This is a genomic window from Rosistilla oblonga (assembly GCF_007751715.1).
Classification (GTDB): domain Bacteria; phylum Planctomycetota; class Planctomycetia; order Pirellulales; family Pirellulaceae; genus Rosistilla; species Rosistilla oblonga.
In genome coordinates this window covers 3,270,494-3,288,602 of record NZ_CP036292.1, presented here as the reverse complement: position 1 = coordinate 3,288,602, position 18,109 = coordinate 3,270,494, and the positions used below count along the sequence as shown (strand labels likewise).

Genomic DNA, 18,109 nt, shown 5'->3' with positions numbered 1-18,109 from the left:
AAGCGCGGCCCGCTGGGCACGCGGTTAAACGAAGCGTCCACCGCCGCAATCGTTTAACCGCGGCGGCAACGCCCCGCGCGTTGGAGTAAAGGCTTTAGCCGACCTCGAAAGCGCGGCCCGCTGGGCACGCGGTTAAACGAAACGTCGGCGGCAGCTTCAGTTGCTGCGGGGCGGTTCAATCCACGATTCGCAGCGCGGCGAGCTGAAATTCGTTGCCACGATCAACGCCCGATCGGTTACGATAGTCAGAAACCTCAAACTGGTTCGCTATCGTCACCTGGAGTTTATCGTAATGAAGTTGTTGGCCTCGCTTGTCGGGTGTGTATTCGTGATTTGCAACATTGGTTCGGGAACCGCAGCGGAGCTTGAGACGGTGCGACTGTGGCCTCAAGAAGCCCCGGGCGAAACCAGCTCCGTCGGGCCCGAACGGCAATTGCCCACCCGGCCTCAGGAAGAACCGAATCCGATCATTCGCTTGACCGATATCGCGACACCGATCCTGACCTTCTATCCCGCCCCCGAACCGGCATCGACTGGCACCACAGTGATCGTCTGTCCCGGAGGCGGATACAACATCTTGGCCTACAACCACGAGGGGACGGAGATCTGCGAGTGGCTCAATTCGATCGGTGTTTCGGCGGTCCTGTTGAAGTACCGCGTGCCGCGACGCAATCCCGACGCGCCACATGCGATCCCGCTGAAAGACGCTCAACGGGCCGTCCGCCTGGTCCGATCCAAGGCAAAGGACTGGAAGATCAACCCCGACCGCATCGGCATGCTCGGCTTCTCCGCAGGCGGCCATTTGGCTGTCATGGCGGGAACCCACTTCCGCGACACAACTTACGAGCCGATCGATGAAGCGGACAAATTGAGCTGCCGCCCCGACTTTCTGATCCCAATCTATCCCGCCTATCTGGTCGACACGAAAAACAAAACTCAACTCGATCCGCAGGTCACTGTCGATTCCGAAACACCTCCCACTTTCGTCGCGATCAGCTACGACGATGCCGACCGAGCGATCGGTGCGGCGCTGCTGTTGATCCTGATGAAGCAGAACAACGTCCCTTGCGAATTGCACGTTTATCACAAGGGTGGCCACGGATACGGAATGCGTCCCTCGAAAAACCCCGTCGCCCAGTGGCCGCAGCGATGCCAGGACTGGATGGTTTCTTTGGGACTGCTCCCCTAACGCCTGAACTTTGATCTGCCGACGCGTTGCTGCGGCGACGCGTCGGATCCCACCCCGCCCCGATGATTCCCTCGGCCAATTCGGCCATCGACCTCTCCCCGCCTATACCGCGTCCCCGTGAAGGAGTTCTCACAAGATGAGACCGGCTGTTTCGATTGTTATGTCCTGCTGGCTTCTGACATCTGTCGCGGCGATCGCCGACGAAGCTATCGATTTCCGCAGCGAAGTCGTCCCGATCCTCGAAAGCTACTGCGTCGCATGCCACAACGAAAGCGATGCAGCGGGCGAGGTCCAGTTGGACGTTTGGGATAACTTTCCCGCAGTCGTCGGCGACGCTCCCTTTATCGTTCCCGGGGATCCAGCGGCGAGCCAGTTGTTGGCGCTGATGCGTGGGACAACCGAACCGCGGATGCCGCCAGCCGACCAACCACAACCGTCCGAAGCAGATCTGGAAATCATCGAACTGTGGCTGGCCGAGGGAGCGAAGCCGCCGGGAGCCGAACCTACAACGGCTGAGCCGATGGCGCCGATGTTCCCCAAAGTCGATCCTGTTCCGGGAAGCGAGCAGCGGATCGATGCGATCGATTTCGCAGCGGGTAAAAACCAGTTGGCATTGGCTAAGTTCGGCCGCGTCGATATCGTCGATGCGGGCTCCGAACAATTGATCGCTCAGATCGAAGGGTTGCCTGGTAAAGTCAATGCGGTCCGATTTTCGCACGATGAAAAGTACCTACTTGTCGCCAGCGGGATCACCGGCGTGGCGGGGCAGGTTGGTTTGTGGGATCTGCAGCAAGCGAAGTTCGTCAACCGTTGGGAAACGCCCAGCGACACGATCTATGCCGTCGACATCACCCGCGACAATCAAACGATTGCGGCGGGCGGATACGATCGAATCGTTCGGATCTGGAACCGCGATAGCGACAAACCGACGAAGACGCTCGATGGACACAACGGCCCAATCTACGCGGTTCGCTTCGATCCCACGGGTCAGGTGTTGGCGACCGCCAGCGGCGACGAGACGATCAAATTATGGAACGTCGCGTCGGGCAAGCGGCTCGACACGCTGGGGCAACCGTTAGCCGAACAATATTGCGTCCGCTTTTCCCCTGATGGCAAGCAGGTGATCGGCGCCGGTGCGGACAATCGAATCCGAGTCTGGAATCTCGCCAGTCACAGCGAAGCCAAGGTCAGCCCGTTGGCGATCGCACGGTTTGCTCACGAGCGTCCGATCGTCGCGTTGGCGATCAATCCGGCTGGCGATCTGCTGTGCACCGCAGCCGAAGATGGTTCGATCAAAGTTTGGGAGCGCGACGAGTGTCGGCTGTCGCACCAGTTTCCGGCGCTGCCGACGCCTGCGACCGGACTGCAGTTTATCGACGACGGTAAGACCCTGCTGGCATCAACCGCCGATGGCCGGCTGCACCGCTTCCCGCTTCCGGCGAGCGAACCCGAAGACAAAACAGATGACACCGAGCCGGCGGCCCCCGCCGAAGCGCCGAAGCCAGGCTCCGAAGCCGAACCGGAACCGCTAAGCGAGACCGAACCCAACGACTCGCCCAAGCAAGCACAATCGATCGGCTGGCCCTCGAAGACTTCCGGAGTGATCCGTTTGGCGGCCGACGGCTACGGCGAATCGGACTTTTTTAAGGTCCATGCGGCGGCGGGCGACGTGCTGCAGATCGAAATCGCCGCGGCGGAACAGAAGTCGCCGTTGGATTCGTTTATCGAAGTCCTCGATGCAAAAGGGGAAGCGATCCGGCGCGTGCAATTGCAAGCCGTCCGCGACAGCTACTTTACCTTCCGCGGCAAAAACAGCACGCAGACCGGCGACTTTCGCCTGCACAACTGGCAGGAGATGGAGCTGAACGAATATCTCTACAGCAGCGGCGAGGTCGTCCGACTGTGGCTCTATCCGCGTGGCCCCGATTCCGGCTTCGAAGTCTATCCTGGCTTAGGAAACCGCACCACGTATTTTGGAACCACCGCAACATCACATGCCCTGGGCGAACCTGCTTACATCGTTCGGCCGCTGCCTCCGTCGGCTGAACCGCTGCCCAATGGGCTGCCCGTGTTTACCGTGTTCTACGAAAACGACGACGATCCCCAACGACGGGCCGGCAGCGATTCGCGGCTCACCTTTACAGCGCCATCCGATGGCGAATATCTGATCCGCGTCCGCGATGCGCGGCGTTTTGGCGGCGACGATTACCGTTACGACCTGACGGTGCGAAGGCCCAATCCGAGGTTTGACGTTTCGATAGTCTCCAAGGATCTGAAGATTCGTCCCGGTGCCGGTGGCGAGTTTGTCGTCCGCGCGGTGCGCCACGACGGCTTTGACGGGCCGATCCAAATCGGGATCGAAAACCTTCCCGCCGGTTTTGTCGCCTCGATGCCGCTGTCGATTCAAGCCGGACAGATCGAAGCCATCGGTACGATCACCGCGTTGCCAACGGCGACCACTCCGCCGGCTGATGCTGAACCGGTGACATTGTTCGCGTCGGCGATGATCGGTGACGACGAGGTCCGAACGCCGATCGGCGAGCTGGGAAAACTGGAGATCGTCGCCGACGATTCGCTGATGGTTCACTTGATGCCAGTCGACTTGAACGCGCCGATCACTTGGGACGCCGCGGCCTCCGACAGCCAGAACGAATCCGACACGTCTAACGATAACGCCCCCGCGGTGGTCCGCCGCGATCCCTATCATCCGTTCGAATTGGTGATTCATCCGGGAGAGACGATCACCGCGCGGCTGCTGGCCCAACGCGGCGACTTCACCGGCCGAATCGACTTTGGCAAAGCCGACTCGGGCCGCAACTTGCCTCACGGCGTCTACGTCGACAACATTGGGCTCAACGGGCTGATGATCCCGGCGGGGCAAACCGAACGCGAATTTTTCATCACCGCAGCCCCGTGGGTCCCCGAAACCGAACGCTTGTTTCACCTGCGGGCGATCGTCAAAGGCAATCCGACGACGTGGCCAATCCTATTAAAGGTTCGCCACTGACGCGGCTTGCAGACCATAATGCCAGCGATATGACTTCCGTACTTCCATCACCACAGGAGCTCTCATGAGACGATTCCACTTGCTACTGGCGACCCTTTGCATGACCGCGGGTTTGACCGCAGCCGAACGTCCGAACATCCTGTTCATCTTCACCGACGATCACTGCGAACAAGCGTTAAGCGCTTACGATCCGACGCGGATCACGACGCCGCACCTCGACCGGATTGCAAACGAAGGGATGCGGTTCGACCGCTGCTATGTGACCAATTCGATCTGCGGTCCCAGTCGGGCGGTGATTCAAACGGGCAAATACAGTCACATCAACGGGTTCCTGCAAAACGGGTTCGCCTTCAACGGCGATCAACCGACGTTTCCCAAGATGTTGCGGAAAGCTGGCTACCAAACGGCGATCGTCGGCAAGTGGCATCTCGAATCGACGCCGCAAGGGTTCGACTATTACGACGTGCTGAAAGGGCAGGGGCCCTATTACAACCCGCCGATGATCACGGCCGGCCCCGACAACCAACCTGTCACGCGGCGACATACCGGATACACGACAGAGATCATCACCGACAAGACGCTCGCATGGTTGAAAGAGACTCGCGACGCCGACAAGCCATTCATGTTGATGTACCAACACAAGGCGCCGCATCGCAATTGGATGCCCGCCCCCAAATATCTCAACTGGTTGGATGACGTCACGATCCCCGAACCCGAGACGATGTGGGACGATTATTCGGGCCGCACCGCATCGGCATCGCGGCAGACGATGACGATCAAAGAACACTTAAACGACAACGATCTAAAGCTGTCGGGCTACGGGACGATGAATGCCGAACAACGCAAGGTTTGGGATGCGGCTTACGGTCCTAAAAACGAAGCGTTCCGCAAAGCTCGCGAATCGATGACGTCCGAAGAACTCGTTCGTTGGAAGTACCAACGTTATGTCAAAGACTATTTGCGATGCGTCAAAAGTGTCGACGATGGCGTCGGCGAGGTCCTCGATTATTTGGACAAAACCGGATTGGCCGACAACACGATCGTGATCTATTCCTCCGACCAAGGTTGGTATCTCGGCGAGCACGGCTGGTACGACAAGCGTTGGATGTACGAGGAGTCGCTGAAGACGCCGCTGTTGGTCCGTTGGCCAGGAAAAGTCAAACCGGGAACGACCAACGACGACATCGTCTCTAACCTCGATTTTGCCGAGACCTTTCTCGACGTGGCGGGCGTTGAAATTCCTGCGGACATGCAAGGCCGCAGCTTGAAGCCGCTGTTGCAAGGGGAAACGCCGGACGACTGGCGTAAATCGTTCTACTACCAATATTACGAAAACCCCGGTGCTCACAACGTCGCCCGGCACTACGGCGTGACCAACGGCAAATTCAAACTGATCCACTTCTACGCCTACCAAGGGAAAGCGATCGACGACTGGGAACTGTTCGATCTGGAAAAGGATCCTAACGAACTGAAAAGCGTCTACGGCAATCCGGACTACGCCGAGGTGCAGGCCCAGATGCATGACGAGCTGCAGCGATTGCGAACGCTTTACGAAGTGACCGACGACGATCCTGCGGCGCGGGTACGAAAACGTCCCGCGGCAAATCGCAAACCGCAGGCAAAAAAAGCCTCTTAGCGGAGGCCAGATCGTGGGGCAGCGAGGCTAGCGACTTCGCTGCCACCACCGCCAAATAGTCGACATGCTTGCCAGCAGAGCCGCCATCAGCAGCGGCATCGAATAGGTGAACATGATGAAGACGATCTGCAGGAAGCGGTCGGAGCCTTGCCCGCTGCCAGCCCGCTGCGACATCGACGCGATCTCCGCGTTGATGCTCGGAATTCGCGAAGCGTGAAACAACCCGGCCGACATCACGCTGAAGACCAGCGTCAGCAGCAGCATCGTTCGAATGCTGATCTGAAACCGCGGCGGTTTCGCCTGCGGCGCCGCGTCGGTCGACGTCTCTAATTCGCTGTCCATCGCTGCTACCAATACTTTTCGAATCGAATCTGTCCGGGCCCATCCTCGCCATGGTCGTGGAAGCCGCGTTTTTTCAAGACCTGTAGCATTCCAGGGGATGACAACGGCGGAGCTCCCGGCGGTTGATAGCCGATCATCGCCGGATTGCCGCACAGGAAGACGTGAGTCCGTTCGGGATCCAACTTCATTCCGGCAGCAGCTTCGAAAATCCCCGATTCGACCACCTGTTGAAGGTGCTGTTTGCCGACGAAACCGGGAAAACCAGGGTTTGTGTTTTCGGCTTCCCGCGTCGTGAAATGCAGATATTGGTAGTTCGTGTATTTGGTCGACAGTCGCATTTGGGCGGCCAGATAGCCGAGATCGCGACGCAGCCGCACACAAGTCGCCGAAACGATCCGCCCCCGATGCCCGCGGCTCAACAGTTCCGCGCTCATCGCGTTGTGAGGCGCCTCGCCCGTCCCGGTTGCAAAAAAGACGACGTCTTCGTCCGGTTGAACTCCGCTCAGCACATAAGTCCCGACGATCCGCGGCGAGGCAAAGATCCGATCCCCTTCCTGCATATGGAACAGCCGCGGCGTGAGAGCTGGCGGTGCATCGGCGCGGCGGACCAGCGTGACATAAAACTCGTAGTAGTCCAATTCGCTGCAGGGTGCCAACTGCTCCAGTCCGTCCAACATCGGGCAGGAGATCGAATACGCCCGCTTGACGACTTTCCGCAACTTCTTCGGCTCCAGCAGTTCCTCTTGTGTTGGCTGAACCCGTGGCTCCCAGTATCCCAATCCAAGGGTTAGATACTGGCCCGGCTGGAACGGCACTGTTTGCGTATCGGGCTTGATCCGAAACAACGCCAAATCCTCGTGGATATCGATCCGTTGAATCAAGGTCGCGTTGTACGTTGTACGGCGAAGAGTTTCGATTTCCGCCTGCGTTGGCGGTGTTGCGACGATCTTGTTCACGCTTCGGAACCCCTTTCGACGGTCTGTCTTCAAGTGCCTGTGGATTCGATCGGTGCCCCGATGCTTTGGATCGCCGTCGATCCAAGCTTCGTGACGTGGCGGCCAATTCAACTGGAAAGCAAAGTGGACAACGCAGATCGCTGAACATTATCCTACAATACGAATCCAATCGCCATCGGGACGGCTGATTCGTGAGGCGAGTCTAAGTAAAATTGTCATCTCACGGCGAGGTCGATCTGCATTCCGGACTCGATACCGGTGAATTCGATCCCCATGAGCAAGACACTCGGCGGTTGGCGGGCACGATCGCTCCATTAGCTTCCGTCCGATGTAGAGCAAATTTGTCCCGAGACGCCGATTAGCGGACTCCTTTCAAATTCGATTTTTGAGAACCAAGCAATGATCTTCCGACGATGTGCGTTGATTGCACTTTTGCTGACCAGCGGCGCGGCCGCGCACGCCGAGACTTGGACCACCCTCAACGGACAACAGTTCGAAGCGAAGTTCCGCGGCATGTGGGGCAAGGCGGCGATCTTCGAACGATCCGACGGCCGGCGAGCTGCGATCACGCTGTTGAACATGAACGCCGAGAGTCGGATTCGATTGCAGAAGTTGACCGAGGAGGTCGACGCGAAGCGAATGCAACGTGTCGAAGAACTGCAACAAGCTGCTGACGCCGCGGCGATGGCTGCCACCGCAGAACCGAATGCCGACGGAACGACGTCGACGCTGCCAGCGGTGGTTGAGTATCAACCGATGACCGATGGCATGGATCTGAAAGCGACGGTTGCACATCTGCTGGATCAATCGTCCAGCGGGCACCTTCGCGTTTATTGGGACGCGTTGCCCGCCAGTTACCAAAGTGACATCGATCAGATGCGAACCGATCTCACCGGCAAAATCCCCGCATCGCAGTGGGACGCTCGCATCGGTCTGCTGACCAAAGTGGTTCGAGTCCTTCAAGAAAAGCAATCGCTGCTGATGGGCAGTTCGATGCTCGCTTCGTTTCCAGCGCCAATGAAAGACTCCCTCCGCGACGGCGTCTCTCCGCTGGTCGACCAACTGGCGACGATCATGCAGCAAGGACAACTCTCTCACGAGAAGGTCAGCCAGACCGAGTTGGGAGCTCTGATCGCGGAGGTTTCGCCCGAGTTGGCCGGTCCGATGCGGAAGCTGTTGGAAGCGACACGAGGCAAGTCTCCCAAAGCCCCCAACATCGAACGGATGCAAATCGAACAGACCGACGACTCCCACGGAACCGTCCAAGATCCGGCGGCTGACTACAACAACACCTGGTCGAAAGTCGAACAGCGTTGGGTGTCCGATAAGATCGCCGACGACTGGACAAACAATCTGCAAGCGGCCGGTCTGCAGTTCGAATCGTTTTTCGGAGAGCAAGCGAACGCGCAAGCCGCTCAGATTGAAACCGTTGTCGACGGCTTGCTCGCGGCGCAAGACCAACAAGCATTTGACGCTGTCATCTTCCAAGTCGTTTTACAAATGGGCCCGATGATGAAACAGTTCGGCATCGCGCCCGGTATGCCCGGCGGAATGTAGCCGCCCGGCTACGGCCGCTCCAGCGATTCCACCCGCCGTGGCTCGCGGGATCAATCGTTACTTCGTTTACCACGCCCGGAAGAGTGCAAACACTGCGACTCCCAGTACCAGCACGACCATAAAGGTGAGTGCTGGTAGCAGGAAGACGGCTCCCGGCGCCTTTTTGTCGAGCGGCGGGTCGTGCTTCTTCTTGTCCGTGGGAACGGTAGATCGGTGAGTCGAATCGTGGGCTGAACTGCTCATCATATTTCTCCTGAGTGGTTTAAAATTCTTTCCTTCATCGCACTGAGCGGGAAGACTCAGCTGTTTTCCAACGGTACCGGTGCTAGGTGCTCTGCGACAAACCAGGCTTGAAACTCGTTGATTCGCAGCACATCACCGACGACCATGTCTTCAGTCCCCAAATCGCCCCGTTCTCCGATCGCTTTGGCGATGAAACGACAGTAGTTGCAGATCGTTTCATGGGCTTGCAACAACCGGGTCAGTTGATCGGTCAACACCTCCCGGCCGCGAGGTGGATGCGTGATCTGCGACTTCTCCGCGACATCCGCTGGCATCCCGCGAGCCGCTCCACCAAGCACTTGAATGCGTTCGGCAACGGTATCTACGATGTCGACCTGTTGGCCGTAGTGCCGATCCAAAAGCAGATGGATCTGATAGAACGTCGGTCCGGCGACCTGCCAGTGATGCTTCTTATACATGTCTTTCAGCATGATGCTGTCGGCCAGCAATTGATTCAATTGATAGACGGTCTTCTCGCGCTCGTCGCGCGGCAGGCCGATCGGAATGTCGACCAACTCTTCGGTCTGCCGGACCTCGGTTTCGACTCGACTCAGTTGCGGATTAACGTTGACGGGTTCGGTTGTCGTCGACATCGGTTGCTCCAGTGGATTGGTGATTAGAAGAGTTCGCTGGCTCATCAATGAAGCCGGCCTCAAATATTTGTTGGAGTCGGCGCGGCGTTCCCCGCGATTGCTGGCGGTCCACCGCCGCGGCCAACTTCTCGACTGGCAAGACAATGCAAACTGCGGGCCATTCGCGCTGGCATAGGTCAGGCTCGCCTAAATGCTCACTCGAACGCGTCGTCTGATTCGATCGATGCCGCCCTGACCGCTAATCGATCAGCCCTCACCGGCGAATGCTTCCGTTAAGGTCACGACTCTTTAGGCGTTCGCTGCGGGTCGGAAGCAAATCGTCAACTGTTTCTCGACTGCAACGCTCGACAAACCGCAACTTGCCGAAGATTCTCACCGCTGGCTCCAAACAGCAGATCTTTTTGGCACGCACTATGCATCTTCGACAGCAACGTCCGGCGCAACTTCGCCAGACGAGAAAAGCAAACGGCTTTTACGTTTACGAAAACAGAGTGCGACCTACCGTGTCGGTAGTTCGGAACTGTTTAACGAACCCCAAACGAAAATGGAGATTGCGATGAATTGGGATCAAATTCAAGGCAAGTGGAAACAAGTCAAAGGCAAGGCGCAACAGAAGTGGGGCGACTTGACCGACGACGACCTGGACCGCATCGAAGGACGACGCGACCAATTGGTCGGGACAGTCCAAGAGCGATACGGGATTGCTAATGACGAAGCGGAAAAGCAGGTCCGCGAATTCGAAGGCTCCTGCAACTGCTGAACTAATCAAAAAGGATCCCGCCCGCCATCGCAGGTCGGACGCGATTCACGACAACCGAAGCGACAGAGCTTCATTTCTCAGAACCAAACTCAAAATCAACAGGTGAAAACGATGAAACGATTTACAAGTCTGACAGCAGCGTTGGCGATGGTGCTGAGCGTTGGCATGCTCACGGCAACAGCTGACGAAAACCGCACGCAAGGCAAGCGAGTTGGCCAGTTCGATGAAAAGCTGCAAGGCGCAAACATTCGCGTAAGCCAATTGATCGGGATGGATATCCAGAACGATCGTGGTGAAGGCGTCGGCGAGATCAACGATATCGTGCTCGATGCTGCCACCGGCAAAGTAAAGTATGCGGCGGTAACGTACGGCGGCTTCTTGGGGTTGGGCGACAAGTTGTTTGCCGTCCCGTTTGATGCGTTCAAGGTGAAACGCAACCCCGACGATCCGGGCGACAAGGGGGACATGGTCTTCGTATTGAACGTTACGCAACAGCAGATGGAAGGGGCTGTAGGCTTCGACCAAGAAAACTGGCCTAACTTCGCCGACAAGAACTTCACGCGTGATCTGGACAAACGCTACCAGATCAATCGCCGTGATCGTACCGGCAGCGGACGCGTCGACGTCGACGTGAATCGAAATGGAGTTAAGGTCGATGTTCGTGGCGACCGCGACGAATAATACCGGCCCCACAACCGACTGACTCTACTGTTGCGAAATGTCGCAACGTTTAGTCGAGATCATGCCGCGAGCCCCGCTATCTTCGGGCTCGCGGCTTTTTTCGTGCGCCGATCCGCCCGACGGCTTGCCAGCGCCAACCGCTTGTCGTAACGGCGTCATATCTGCGTTGCCGGAGCGTGTGCTACGAGCCTTCTCCTCACCTACCAACAGCCGATTGCGGCGGGGATCACGGCGACAACTCGCCGTATCGATACGCCACAGTTCTTGAGCTGTTGGTTCGCGACAAGTCTCCGCGCGAGCCGAGCTTGCGGCGTAACCGAGACGTCACCGTTGATCGACTGTCGGCCAGCGTGACGGACTTTGGGCCACATCACAACGACTATCCGACTCGTTTACCGGGGATCAGACCGTTGGCATGGGAAATGCATTACCAATCCCGTGTAGAGCACCACGCAAAGTGCTGAACCGAACAACAAGTATCAAACTAATGGAGTTACTGAAATGATCACCCGCGAAGAATTGAAGGGACAGTGGAACGAGGTCAAAGGTCGCTTGCAGGAAAACTGGGGGCAACTGACCGACGACGATCTGAGTCGTGCCCGCGGATCGGCCGAACAGCTGGTGGGCGTGGTACAGCAGAAGACCGGAGCGTCGCGGCGCGAAGTGGAAGAGTTCCTGTCGCGGGCCGTCGGCGAAGGCAGTCGCATCGGCGATCAGGTCTCGCAAGCAGCGCAACAGTACGCCGATGTCGCCAGCCAATATGCTGCTGACGCCGGGGAATACGTGAAGGAGAACTACCGCCGGGCGAGCGAGCTGAGTGGCGACTACAGCGAACGACTGGCTCACACGGTCCGAACACGGCCCGCCGAATCGCTGGCGATCGCCTTCGGATTGGGGATCGCTGCCGGTGCAATCGTCTTCATGAAAGGTCGCCGTTAATGGGCGACAACCGCCCGCATCGATAGACCGCATCCGCCGGCGACGCGTCGTCAGCAGCACGCCTGACCGCTGTCGCCGTCGCGACACTCGCTGCACCGGCGGCGCGATAGGCCGCAGCACCCGTGCGGCCCGCACTCTCCAGTTCAGGAACAGGAACCTTCCCCGTGGCAAACACACTCGCAACCCGAAAACAATCCGAGGCAATCCGGCATCAGATGCAGGTGATCCGCACCGCGCTGCCGCACGACGTCGACGCGGCCCGCGCTCAGGCTCACGATCTGTTGGACTGGCGGTATCACATGCGGAAGAATCCGTGGCCGCTGTTAACGGTGGCGAGCATCGTCGGCTACATCGTGGTCCCAGCGAAAACGAGCCGCCAGACGGTAGTTCACACCCGCAGCGCGGTAAACGAGCCCGCACCATCGCCTCCCAAGAAAAGCATGTTGGGTGGCGTGATGGGCGCCGTTTTCACGCTCGCCCTGCGATCGGGAATGACGATGGCGACGCGGCAGCTTTCCCAAGTCCTGACGTCGCGGACGAGCGGCTTCGGCTCTCACAACTCGACGACTCCTCAAGCCTTTTAGAACGAAACCATGATCGCTCCAGCCAACAACCGTTTCCAATCCAGCTCAAAACCTCCGACGCGAGACGAAGCGTGGGACATCGCTTATCAATCGCTATCCGAAGAGGGCTTGATCGACAGCCGCAAACGCTCGCTCGACCAACGCCTTGCCGGCGCGGTAGGCCGCTACCCAATGGTAGCCGTGGCGACAGCAACCGTGTTGGGTGTTGTCATCGGGTGCTTGGTGAAACGATCCGGAAACCGCTAACCGAGCGAAGGTCGGCGACAGCCGGCGAGTCGCGTCGCTGCGGCCTACCTTCGTCCAATTTACACAACCGAATACAGAGACGATCACGATGAATAGCCCCTCGGGATTCGGCCGCGTCGCGCGCGATGTCCTCGATCTATGCGAACTTCAGATGCAGCTGCTGTCGGTCGACAGCCAAGAGGCGAAGCGGAAAGCGACACGAGCGATGGTGACCGCCGCCGCTGGTATCACGCTTGGCGGTTCCGCGCTGACGACGGCGATGGTCGGCGGCAGCTTTCTGCTGCACGAATACGCCCAGTGGTCGGTCGGGGCCTCGCTGTTGTGCGTCGCGGGCATCACGTTTGGGATCGTTGCCGCGCTGTTGTTTGCGGCGACCGAAGCGATCACTTCCGCATCGGCGGCTTTACAGGAAACGAAGTCGGAGTTCGCCGAGAACCTGAAGTGGCTCAAGGCGGTTCTGATCAATCCCGATACGTCGGCACGGAATCAGTTGCGAGCCGAATCGTTTCCCGGCCCTAACCCATCGCATCGCGCAGAAGCTAGCACTTACGAACGTCCGGTCTATAACGAGAGGTAAATCACGATGAGCGAAACCAGTAAGAATCCAAAGCAAAACGGCACATCGGCGGTCGGAGACTTTGTTCGCGGTCACGCCAACCAAGCCGCGCACGCGGCATCCGAAGCCTCGCAAGAATGCTCAAACTACCTGGTCGCGCAACCGGCAAAAGATCTGCTCGGATTGGCCAAAGACTACGCTCGCGACAAGCCCGACGTGGCCGCTCTATGGTGCTTCGGGCTCGGGTTGTTCGTCGGCTGGAAGCTGAGACCCTAAATGCTCGGCTGGCCATCGTGACGCCATCGTGCAACGGTCGCGACCGGTACTGGACGCCTCATGACTGAGCCAGCTTGCTGATCTCTTGCATCAGCTCGCGAAGATCGGGCTGGCACCGTTGATAAAGCTCCCGCGCCGTCGCGACGTCTCCTCCGCGCGCGGCGTGCAGGACATCTTCGAGAGCGGTCACGGGGTGCCCGGTCTCAAACGTGCTGCACATCCCTTTCAACTTATGTGCCGAAGCGACGACACCCGCCGAGTCGCCAGCTTCTAACTGCTCCTCCAGTTCGGCAACGATCCCCGGAACGTCGTCCGAAACAATCATCGCCATCGAACTCAACAGTTCGACGTCGCCCGACAACCGCTTCAGCGCCGTGGCAAAGCGGACCGATTGTTCTTCATTCATCGCAAATTCCTTGGTACTGGGGCGGCCGGACAGTCGTTCCGATTCTGAGCATCGTCTTTTTGCGCTCCCGAGGTTTTATCTTCTTCCGATTCCTTTTGATCAGCGCATCGCGCGGTAATTTCAGTATCACGCGTAAAACGGCGGCGACACCAACCCAATCACGGGATAACCGTCATCCTGCCGGGGGATTCACCATGCTCCCCCGAGTTCAAACCGGCAACTGTTCTGACTTCCGACACTGTAACCGCAACGCGAACTCGTGTGGTCCAAAGCAGCGGAATCGCTGCACTGCGGATTTCGTGACTAGGTTGCATCGAGCAATCCAGTTCAACACGGCGTGTCGTGCCGGGGGGGCTCAAACCGGTGCTTCGCCGGGTGAGACCTGCGATCCGCCGTTGGTTCGGTCCGGAGACAAAAGAACCGCAGGGAGCTAGCCCTTGCAGATGCTGTGCCATAACTGAGATGCGTAATCGGAAATATCTGACAAATGCTCCTCTGACGGTCCGATTGGGCTGTATAACGAAAACTCTCCCGTTGTCGTTTACATAAAGGGTATCTAAACTCGATGGGGCATCTCACACAAACTCGTCAACACGCACATCCTTAGCGAATCAGGGACGATTAGCAATACGTTTATGGCAATTCCCGACGGCCCAGCGGCGAACGAGAGCGGTTCTAACGAAGAGGTTGCGCGGCAGGCCGAACTGTTTCGTCAGCAGGTAGCTGCGGGCGAATTTTCTCATTCGCTCGACCCATTCGATCTCGATGACTCGCGACTCGATACGGTTCTCCAATTCTTTCAGCAGCGAACGCGAGATGTTTCGGCGACGCAAGCTGTGGGCGAGGAAGAGGATCCCGAAGAGCACCAACCGCCGGCTCGGATTGGTCGGTTTGCGATCGAACGCAAAATTGGCGTTGGTGGATTTTCGACCGTTTATCTGGCGCACGACGATGTCTTGTTGCGGGACGTTGCGCTGAAGTCGGTACGTCGACGCGGCCGCAAGGCAAATGGCAAGCAGGATGAAAAACGACTGCACGAGGCGCGTGCCGCTGCGCGGTTGAGCCATCCCAATCTGGTGCCGCTGTACGAAGTCTTCCAAGATGAACAGGCTGACTATCTGGTCTCGGAGTTGTGTCTGGGATCGACGCTTGCCGATTGGTTGACCGCGCATCCAGGTCCGATCGATCCGCAAATGACGTGTGCCACCTGCGTCGAACTAACCGAAGCGATCATCCACGTCCACGATCAAGGCCTGGTTCACCGCGACATCAAACCGGGGAACATCATGATCTCCGAATCGGTCGGCGGCGACGGACGCTTGAAGCTGACGCCACGCTTGACCGACTTTGGCTTGGTTCGCGACATCTTTGCGGAATCCGAACTCGTCGCTCCCTATCGCCTCGTCGGCACGCTGCTGTATATGTCTCCCGAACAGGTGCTCGAGAACGAATCGGGGCATGGCAAGGCCTGTGATATCTTTGCGATCGGCGTGTTGCTGTACCGCATGCTGACCGGATGTTTGCCGCATCGTGGCGACAAACCGGTGGAGCTGTTTAATGCGATCTGCATCTTCCCGCCGACACCGCCACGTGAATTGGTCGGTTCGATTCCGCGCGACCTCGAAGCGATCTGCTTGAAGTGTCTGGCGAAAGACCCTGCCCAACGGTACCAATCCGCCGTCGACCTCCGCGATGATCTGCACCGCTGGCAACACGGAATGATGGTCACCGCGCGGCCGCGATCGTTTGCCGAGCGGACTTGGAACGCGATCCGCCGCTCTCCCCTGGAATCGAGTTTACTGGCAACGATCATCTTGCTGCTGATCGCTGGAACCCTTGTTTTGGGACACAGCAACCGCCGCTTGACCGAACACCAATCGATGCTTGAAACGGCGTTGGAGGAGGTTCGCGCCAGCGAGCACCGCGCGATCGACGCTCGCCAAAGGTTCCGCGAGCAGCGCGATCTCGCGATCACCGCCGAACAACACGCCATGAAGACCGCGTACGTGTCGGACCTTCGCCACGCGTACGAGGCATTGTCGCACAACAATCTCGCCGGAGCGCTCCAGATCGCGGAATCGATCACCGACTACGCGGCGGGGATCGTCCCGATCGGCATCGATCTGCGATTGTTGCAGACCCAGACGCGAAAGGGCTGGACGCGTCTGCCCGCGTACACATCACCGATTCGAGAGGTCCTATTTTTACCCAACGGGAAACAATTCGCAGTCGCTGGCGAGGAGGGGCCGATTCGGATCCATGATATCGAAAGCGGTGAAATCGAACGCGAACTCCCCACTCCGGCCAGCACCCGCCAGTTTTCAATCGCCGCTTCACCCGATGGGCGTCTATTGGCCGTCGGCATCCAGATCAAACAAGAGGGGAGCTGGCTGAAGGCGCTCAACCAAATTGAGTTTTATTCGCTCGACGACACCCCCGCACCAGATCGACTGACCGGCTTGCCCACGACAGTCGAATCGCTTGCGTTTTCACCCGCTGGAGACCGGTTAGCCGTCGGTTGCCGCTACCAACCGATACGTATCGTCGACTATCGCGCCGGCACGATGGTCGCCGAAGTCGCAGCGGATCAGCGCAACGAAGACCTCGAGTTTTCCGCCGATGGCAACCAAGTGTCGATGCTCTTCGATCACTATTCGGTGCGATGGGTCGACTGGCGCGGTGGCGATGTTATCCAAGAAGTCAAACCGGATATCATGTACGACCGACTCGCATGGACGGGGAACGGCGATTGGGTCGTGTGTTGCCCAAGCCAACAACAATCGCTTGATCTGATCGACTTGCGGACGACTCCGAACCGTCGTATCCGCCTGCAACACAACGAGGGTATCAGCCGTTGCGTAGCGATCTCCCACGATGGACGACGAATCGTTGCGGGAACTCAAAACGGTGCCATCGTCAGATGGGATCTCAGCGACCTCCCCCAAGACTACGCTAGCGAAGCTCAATCGCCACTAAACTGGCCCAACTCGGGTAAACAGATTCTGCACACCGCAATGGTGACCGAAATCGCATTTGAATCGCATGGCACGATCGCTAGCGGTGGCGAAGATGGTTCGCTTGTAATCAGCCAATTTGAGCCACCACCACCGGAAAATTTGAGAGAGTTCCAATTTCGCCCCATGTGCGTCGCCATGGAACCCAACGGACAATCGGTCTATGTAGCGCTCGATGATTGTTCGATCGTGAAAGTTGAGACAACGACATCCGACATCGTCACGATCGGGCCACCGTCACAACCTCGATCGCGCGAGACCGTCCCGGAAATGCTCAGACTTTCCGACGATGGGCGATGGATCGCCAATGGAAACTTCCGCGGAGATCTAAGCGTCTTCGACCTACACCGGGGAAATAGACGTTACGTCGTTAATAACCCTGATTACGTTAAAGCCGGTGTCAACTATCCAACGGCAATCGATTTTGGATCCGGCAATGATCGGGTCGTATTTTCCACGGCCGGCGGAAACGTCCTTGGTATCTATGAACTGCCGACCGAATCCAGTCTCAAAGAAGGGGAAAAACTCAAGCCTCTCTTTGAGCAACAACTGCCGGTATCCCATCGCGCGGCGGTGCTGCGCGATGACAAGCACTACCTGATGTTTGGCGATTCGATCTCGCAATTCACCTTCGGACAGAACGATATCATCGTCGGGGAACGGGGAATGACGCGGTTCCACGCCGCCTGCGTTGCGCCCCAGACCGGCGCCATCTATACCGTCGCCGCCGACAATCGCGTCCGCCAACACGACGCGCACGGGCAGGTCGTCCAGACGAGCGCCCGTTGGCCGCCGCCCCCGGGAGGACTCACCTCGAAATTCGAGATCTCGTCGATCGTCGCAACTCCCGATGGCAAGAGCTTACTCACGGGAGGGAGCGACGGATCGATCGGGATCTGGGATGCGGATGACCTCCGTTATTTGGGATTTGTCGTCGTTGGAACGGGAAAAGAGACGATTACAGAGATCCAGTTCTCTGACGATGGAAGGTATTGGGTCTATCTCGTGAACAACAACAAAGTACGCCCTACCACATTTCCGTTCTCGATCGAGAACCTCGATGCAGCAGAGCGCTAACGGCACAG

17 protein-coding genes are annotated in these 18,109 nt (G+C 58.2%); 12 read left to right on the top strand and 5 right to left on the bottom strand.

Annotated elements, in window-relative coordinates; genetic code table 11:
• The first annotated feature begins 292 nt into the window (after nt 1-292).
• The 3 genes from CA51_RS11675 (at nt 293) to CA51_RS11665 (ending at nt 5,832) form a co-directional block, all read left to right on the top strand.
• Nucleotides 293-1,189: an alpha/beta hydrolase gene (locus CA51_RS11675; RefSeq protein WP_145120739.1), complete on the top strand. Its 897-nt coding sequence runs from the start codon at nt 293-295 to the stop codon at nt 1,187-1,189.
• Between the two features lie 160 nt (nt 1,190-1,349).
• Nucleotides 1,350-4,196: a c-type cytochrome domain-containing protein gene (locus CA51_RS11670; protein WP_197451765.1), complete on the top strand. Its 2,847-nt coding sequence runs from the start codon at nt 1,350-1,352 to the stop codon at nt 4,194-4,196.
• Nucleotides 4,197-4,260: 64 nt separating this feature from the next.
• Complete coding sequence (locus CA51_RS11665) at nt 4,261-5,832, top strand: sulfatase family protein (RefSeq protein ID WP_145120735.1); 1,572 nt, start codon at nt 4,261-4,263, stop codon at nt 5,830-5,832.
• A gap of 27 nt (nt 5,833-5,859) precedes the next feature.
• Here the strand turns inward: CA51_RS11665 and CA51_RS11660 are convergent, their stop codons facing one another.
• Both CA51_RS11660 and CA51_RS11655 read right to left on the bottom strand, forming a co-directional pair.
• The gene (locus CA51_RS11660; RefSeq protein WP_145120733.1) at nt 5,860-6,174 is read right to left on the bottom strand and encodes a hypothetical protein; all 315 of its coding nucleotides are present in this window, start codon (nt 6,172-6,174) and stop codon (nt 5,860-5,862) included.
• 5 nt (nt 6,175-6,179) lie between these two features.
• Nucleotides 6,180-7,130: a ferredoxin--NADP reductase gene (locus CA51_RS11655; RefSeq protein WP_231746138.1), complete on the bottom strand. Its 951-nt coding sequence runs from the start codon at nt 7,128-7,130 to the stop codon at nt 6,180-6,182.
• Between the two features lie 399 nt (nt 7,131-7,529).
• On the opposite strand from CA51_RS11655, the gene CA51_RS11650 reads away from it, so the two are divergent.
• On the top strand, nt 7,530-8,687 hold the full coding sequence (locus tag CA51_RS11650; RefSeq protein ID WP_145120731.1) for a hypothetical protein: 1,158 nt from the start codon (nt 7,530-7,532) through the stop codon (nt 8,685-8,687).
• 66 nt (nt 8,688-8,753) lie between these two features.
• Here CA51_RS11650 and CA51_RS25825 read toward each other — a convergent pair whose 3' ends face one another.
• A complete protein-coding gene (locus CA51_RS25825; protein ID WP_197451764.1) occupies nt 8,754-8,930 on the bottom strand; it encodes a hypothetical protein in 177 nt (58 codons plus the stop codon).
• 56 nt (nt 8,931-8,986) lie between these two features.
• Nucleotides 8,987-9,562 (bottom strand): Dps family protein, encoded by a 576-nt coding sequence (locus CA51_RS11645; RefSeq protein ID WP_145120729.1) that lies wholly within the window; start codon nt 9,560-9,562, stop codon nt 8,987-8,989.
• Nucleotides 9,563-10,118: 556 nt separating this feature from the next.
• On the opposite strand from CA51_RS11645, the gene CA51_RS11640 reads away from it, so the two are divergent.
• The 7 genes from CA51_RS11640 to CA51_RS11610 all read left to right on the top strand — a co-directional run bounded on the left by CA51_RS11640 (nt 10,119) and on the right by CA51_RS11610 (nt 13,604).
• Entirely contained in the window at nt 10,119-10,322 is a 204-nt protein-coding gene (locus tag CA51_RS11640; RefSeq protein WP_145120727.1) for a CsbD family protein, read from the top strand.
• A gap of 111 nt (nt 10,323-10,433) precedes the next feature.
• Entirely contained in the window at nt 10,434-11,003 is a 570-nt protein-coding gene (locus tag CA51_RS11635) for a PRC-barrel domain-containing protein (protein WP_145120725.1), read from the top strand.
• A 501-nt stretch (nt 11,004-11,504) separates the two neighbouring features.
• The gene (locus CA51_RS11630) at nt 11,505-11,942 is read left to right on the top strand and encodes a CsbD family protein (RefSeq protein WP_145120723.1); all 438 of its coding nucleotides are present in this window, start codon (nt 11,505-11,507) and stop codon (nt 11,940-11,942) included.
• A gap of 164 nt (nt 11,943-12,106) precedes the next feature.
• Entirely contained in the window at nt 12,107-12,526 is a 420-nt protein-coding gene (locus CA51_RS11625; RefSeq protein ID WP_145120721.1) for a hypothetical protein, read from the top strand.
• A 9-nt stretch (nt 12,527-12,535) separates the two neighbouring features.
• A complete protein-coding gene (locus tag CA51_RS11620; RefSeq protein ID WP_145120719.1) occupies nt 12,536-12,772 on the top strand; it encodes a hypothetical protein in 237 nt (78 codons plus the stop codon).
• Between the two features lie 88 nt (nt 12,773-12,860).
• On the top strand, nt 12,861-13,349 hold the full coding sequence (locus CA51_RS11615; protein WP_145120717.1) for a phage holin family protein: 489 nt from the start codon (nt 12,861-12,863) through the stop codon (nt 13,347-13,349).
• Between the two features lie 6 nt (nt 13,350-13,355).
• Nucleotides 13,356-13,604 (top strand): hypothetical protein, encoded by a 249-nt coding sequence (locus CA51_RS11610; RefSeq protein ID WP_197451763.1) that lies wholly within the window; start codon nt 13,356-13,358, stop codon nt 13,602-13,604.
• Nucleotides 13,605-13,662: 58 nt separating this feature from the next.
• Here CA51_RS11610 and CA51_RS11605 read toward each other — a convergent pair whose 3' ends face one another.
• Nucleotides 13,663-14,010 carry an Hpt domain-containing protein gene (locus tag CA51_RS11605; RefSeq protein WP_145120715.1) on the bottom strand — a complete coding sequence of 116 codons (348 nt, stop codon included), beginning with the start codon at nt 14,008-14,010 and terminating at the stop codon, nt 13,663-13,665.
• A gap of 635 nt (nt 14,011-14,645) precedes the next feature.
• Here CA51_RS11605 and CA51_RS11600 point away from each other — a divergent pair.
• On the top strand, nt 14,646-18,101 hold the full coding sequence (locus tag CA51_RS11600) for a WD40 repeat domain-containing serine/threonine protein kinase (RefSeq protein ID WP_145120713.1): 3,456 nt from the start codon (nt 14,646-14,648) through the stop codon (nt 18,099-18,101).
• The last annotated feature ends 8 nt before the right edge of the window (nt 18,102-18,109 follow it).

Excerpts from the sequence above, each read along its gene's own strand:
- CA51_RS11675 (WP_145120739.1), top strand. The coding sequence starts at position 293 with ATGAAGTTGTTGGCCTCGCTTGTCGGGTGTGTATTCGTGATTTGCAAC.
- CA51_RS11650 (WP_145120731.1), top strand. The coding sequence starts at position 7,530 with ATGATCTTCCGACGATGTGCGTTGATTGCACTTTTGCTGACCAGCGGC.
- CA51_RS11635 (WP_145120725.1), top strand. The coding sequence starts at position 10,434 with ATGAAACGATTTACAAGTCTGACAGCAGCGTTGGCGATGGTGCTGAGC.
- CA51_RS11640 (WP_145120727.1), top strand. The coding sequence starts at position 10,119 with ATGAATTGGGATCAAATTCAAGGCAAGTGGAAACAAGTCAAAGGCAAG.
- CA51_RS11665 (WP_145120735.1), top strand. The coding sequence starts at position 4,261 with ATGAGACGATTCCACTTGCTACTGGCGACCCTTTGCATGACCGCGGGT.
- CA51_RS11600 (WP_145120713.1), top strand. The coding sequence starts at position 14,646 with ATGGCAATTCCCGACGGCCCAGCGGCGAACGAGAGCGGTTCTAACGAA.
- CA51_RS25825 (WP_197451764.1), bottom strand. The coding sequence starts at position 8,930 with ATGAGCAGTTCAGCCCACGATTCGACTCACCGATCTACCGTTCCCACG.
- CA51_RS11645 (WP_145120729.1), bottom strand. The coding sequence starts at position 9,562 with ATGTCGACGACAACCGAACCCGTCAACGTTAATCCGCAACTGAGTCGA.
- CA51_RS11615 (WP_145120717.1), top strand. The coding sequence starts at position 12,861 with ATGAATAGCCCCTCGGGATTCGGCCGCGTCGCGCGCGATGTCCTCGAT.
- CA51_RS11630 (WP_145120723.1), top strand. The coding sequence starts at position 11,505 with ATGATCACCCGCGAAGAATTGAAGGGACAGTGGAACGAGGTCAAAGGT.
- CA51_RS11605 (WP_145120715.1), bottom strand. The coding sequence starts at position 14,010 with ATGAATGAAGAACAATCGGTCCGCTTTGCCACGGCGCTGAAGCGGTTG.
- CA51_RS11660 (WP_145120733.1), bottom strand. The coding sequence starts at position 6,174 with ATGGACAGCGAATTAGAGACGTCGACCGACGCGGCGCCGCAGGCGAAA.
- CA51_RS11620 (WP_145120719.1), top strand. The coding sequence starts at position 12,536 with ATGATCGCTCCAGCCAACAACCGTTTCCAATCCAGCTCAAAACCTCCG.
- CA51_RS11610 (WP_197451763.1), top strand. The coding sequence starts at position 13,356 with ATGAGCGAAACCAGTAAGAATCCAAAGCAAAACGGCACATCGGCGGTC.
- CA51_RS11670 (WP_197451765.1), top strand. The coding sequence starts at position 1,350 with ATGTCCTGCTGGCTTCTGACATCTGTCGCGGCGATCGCCGACGAAGCT.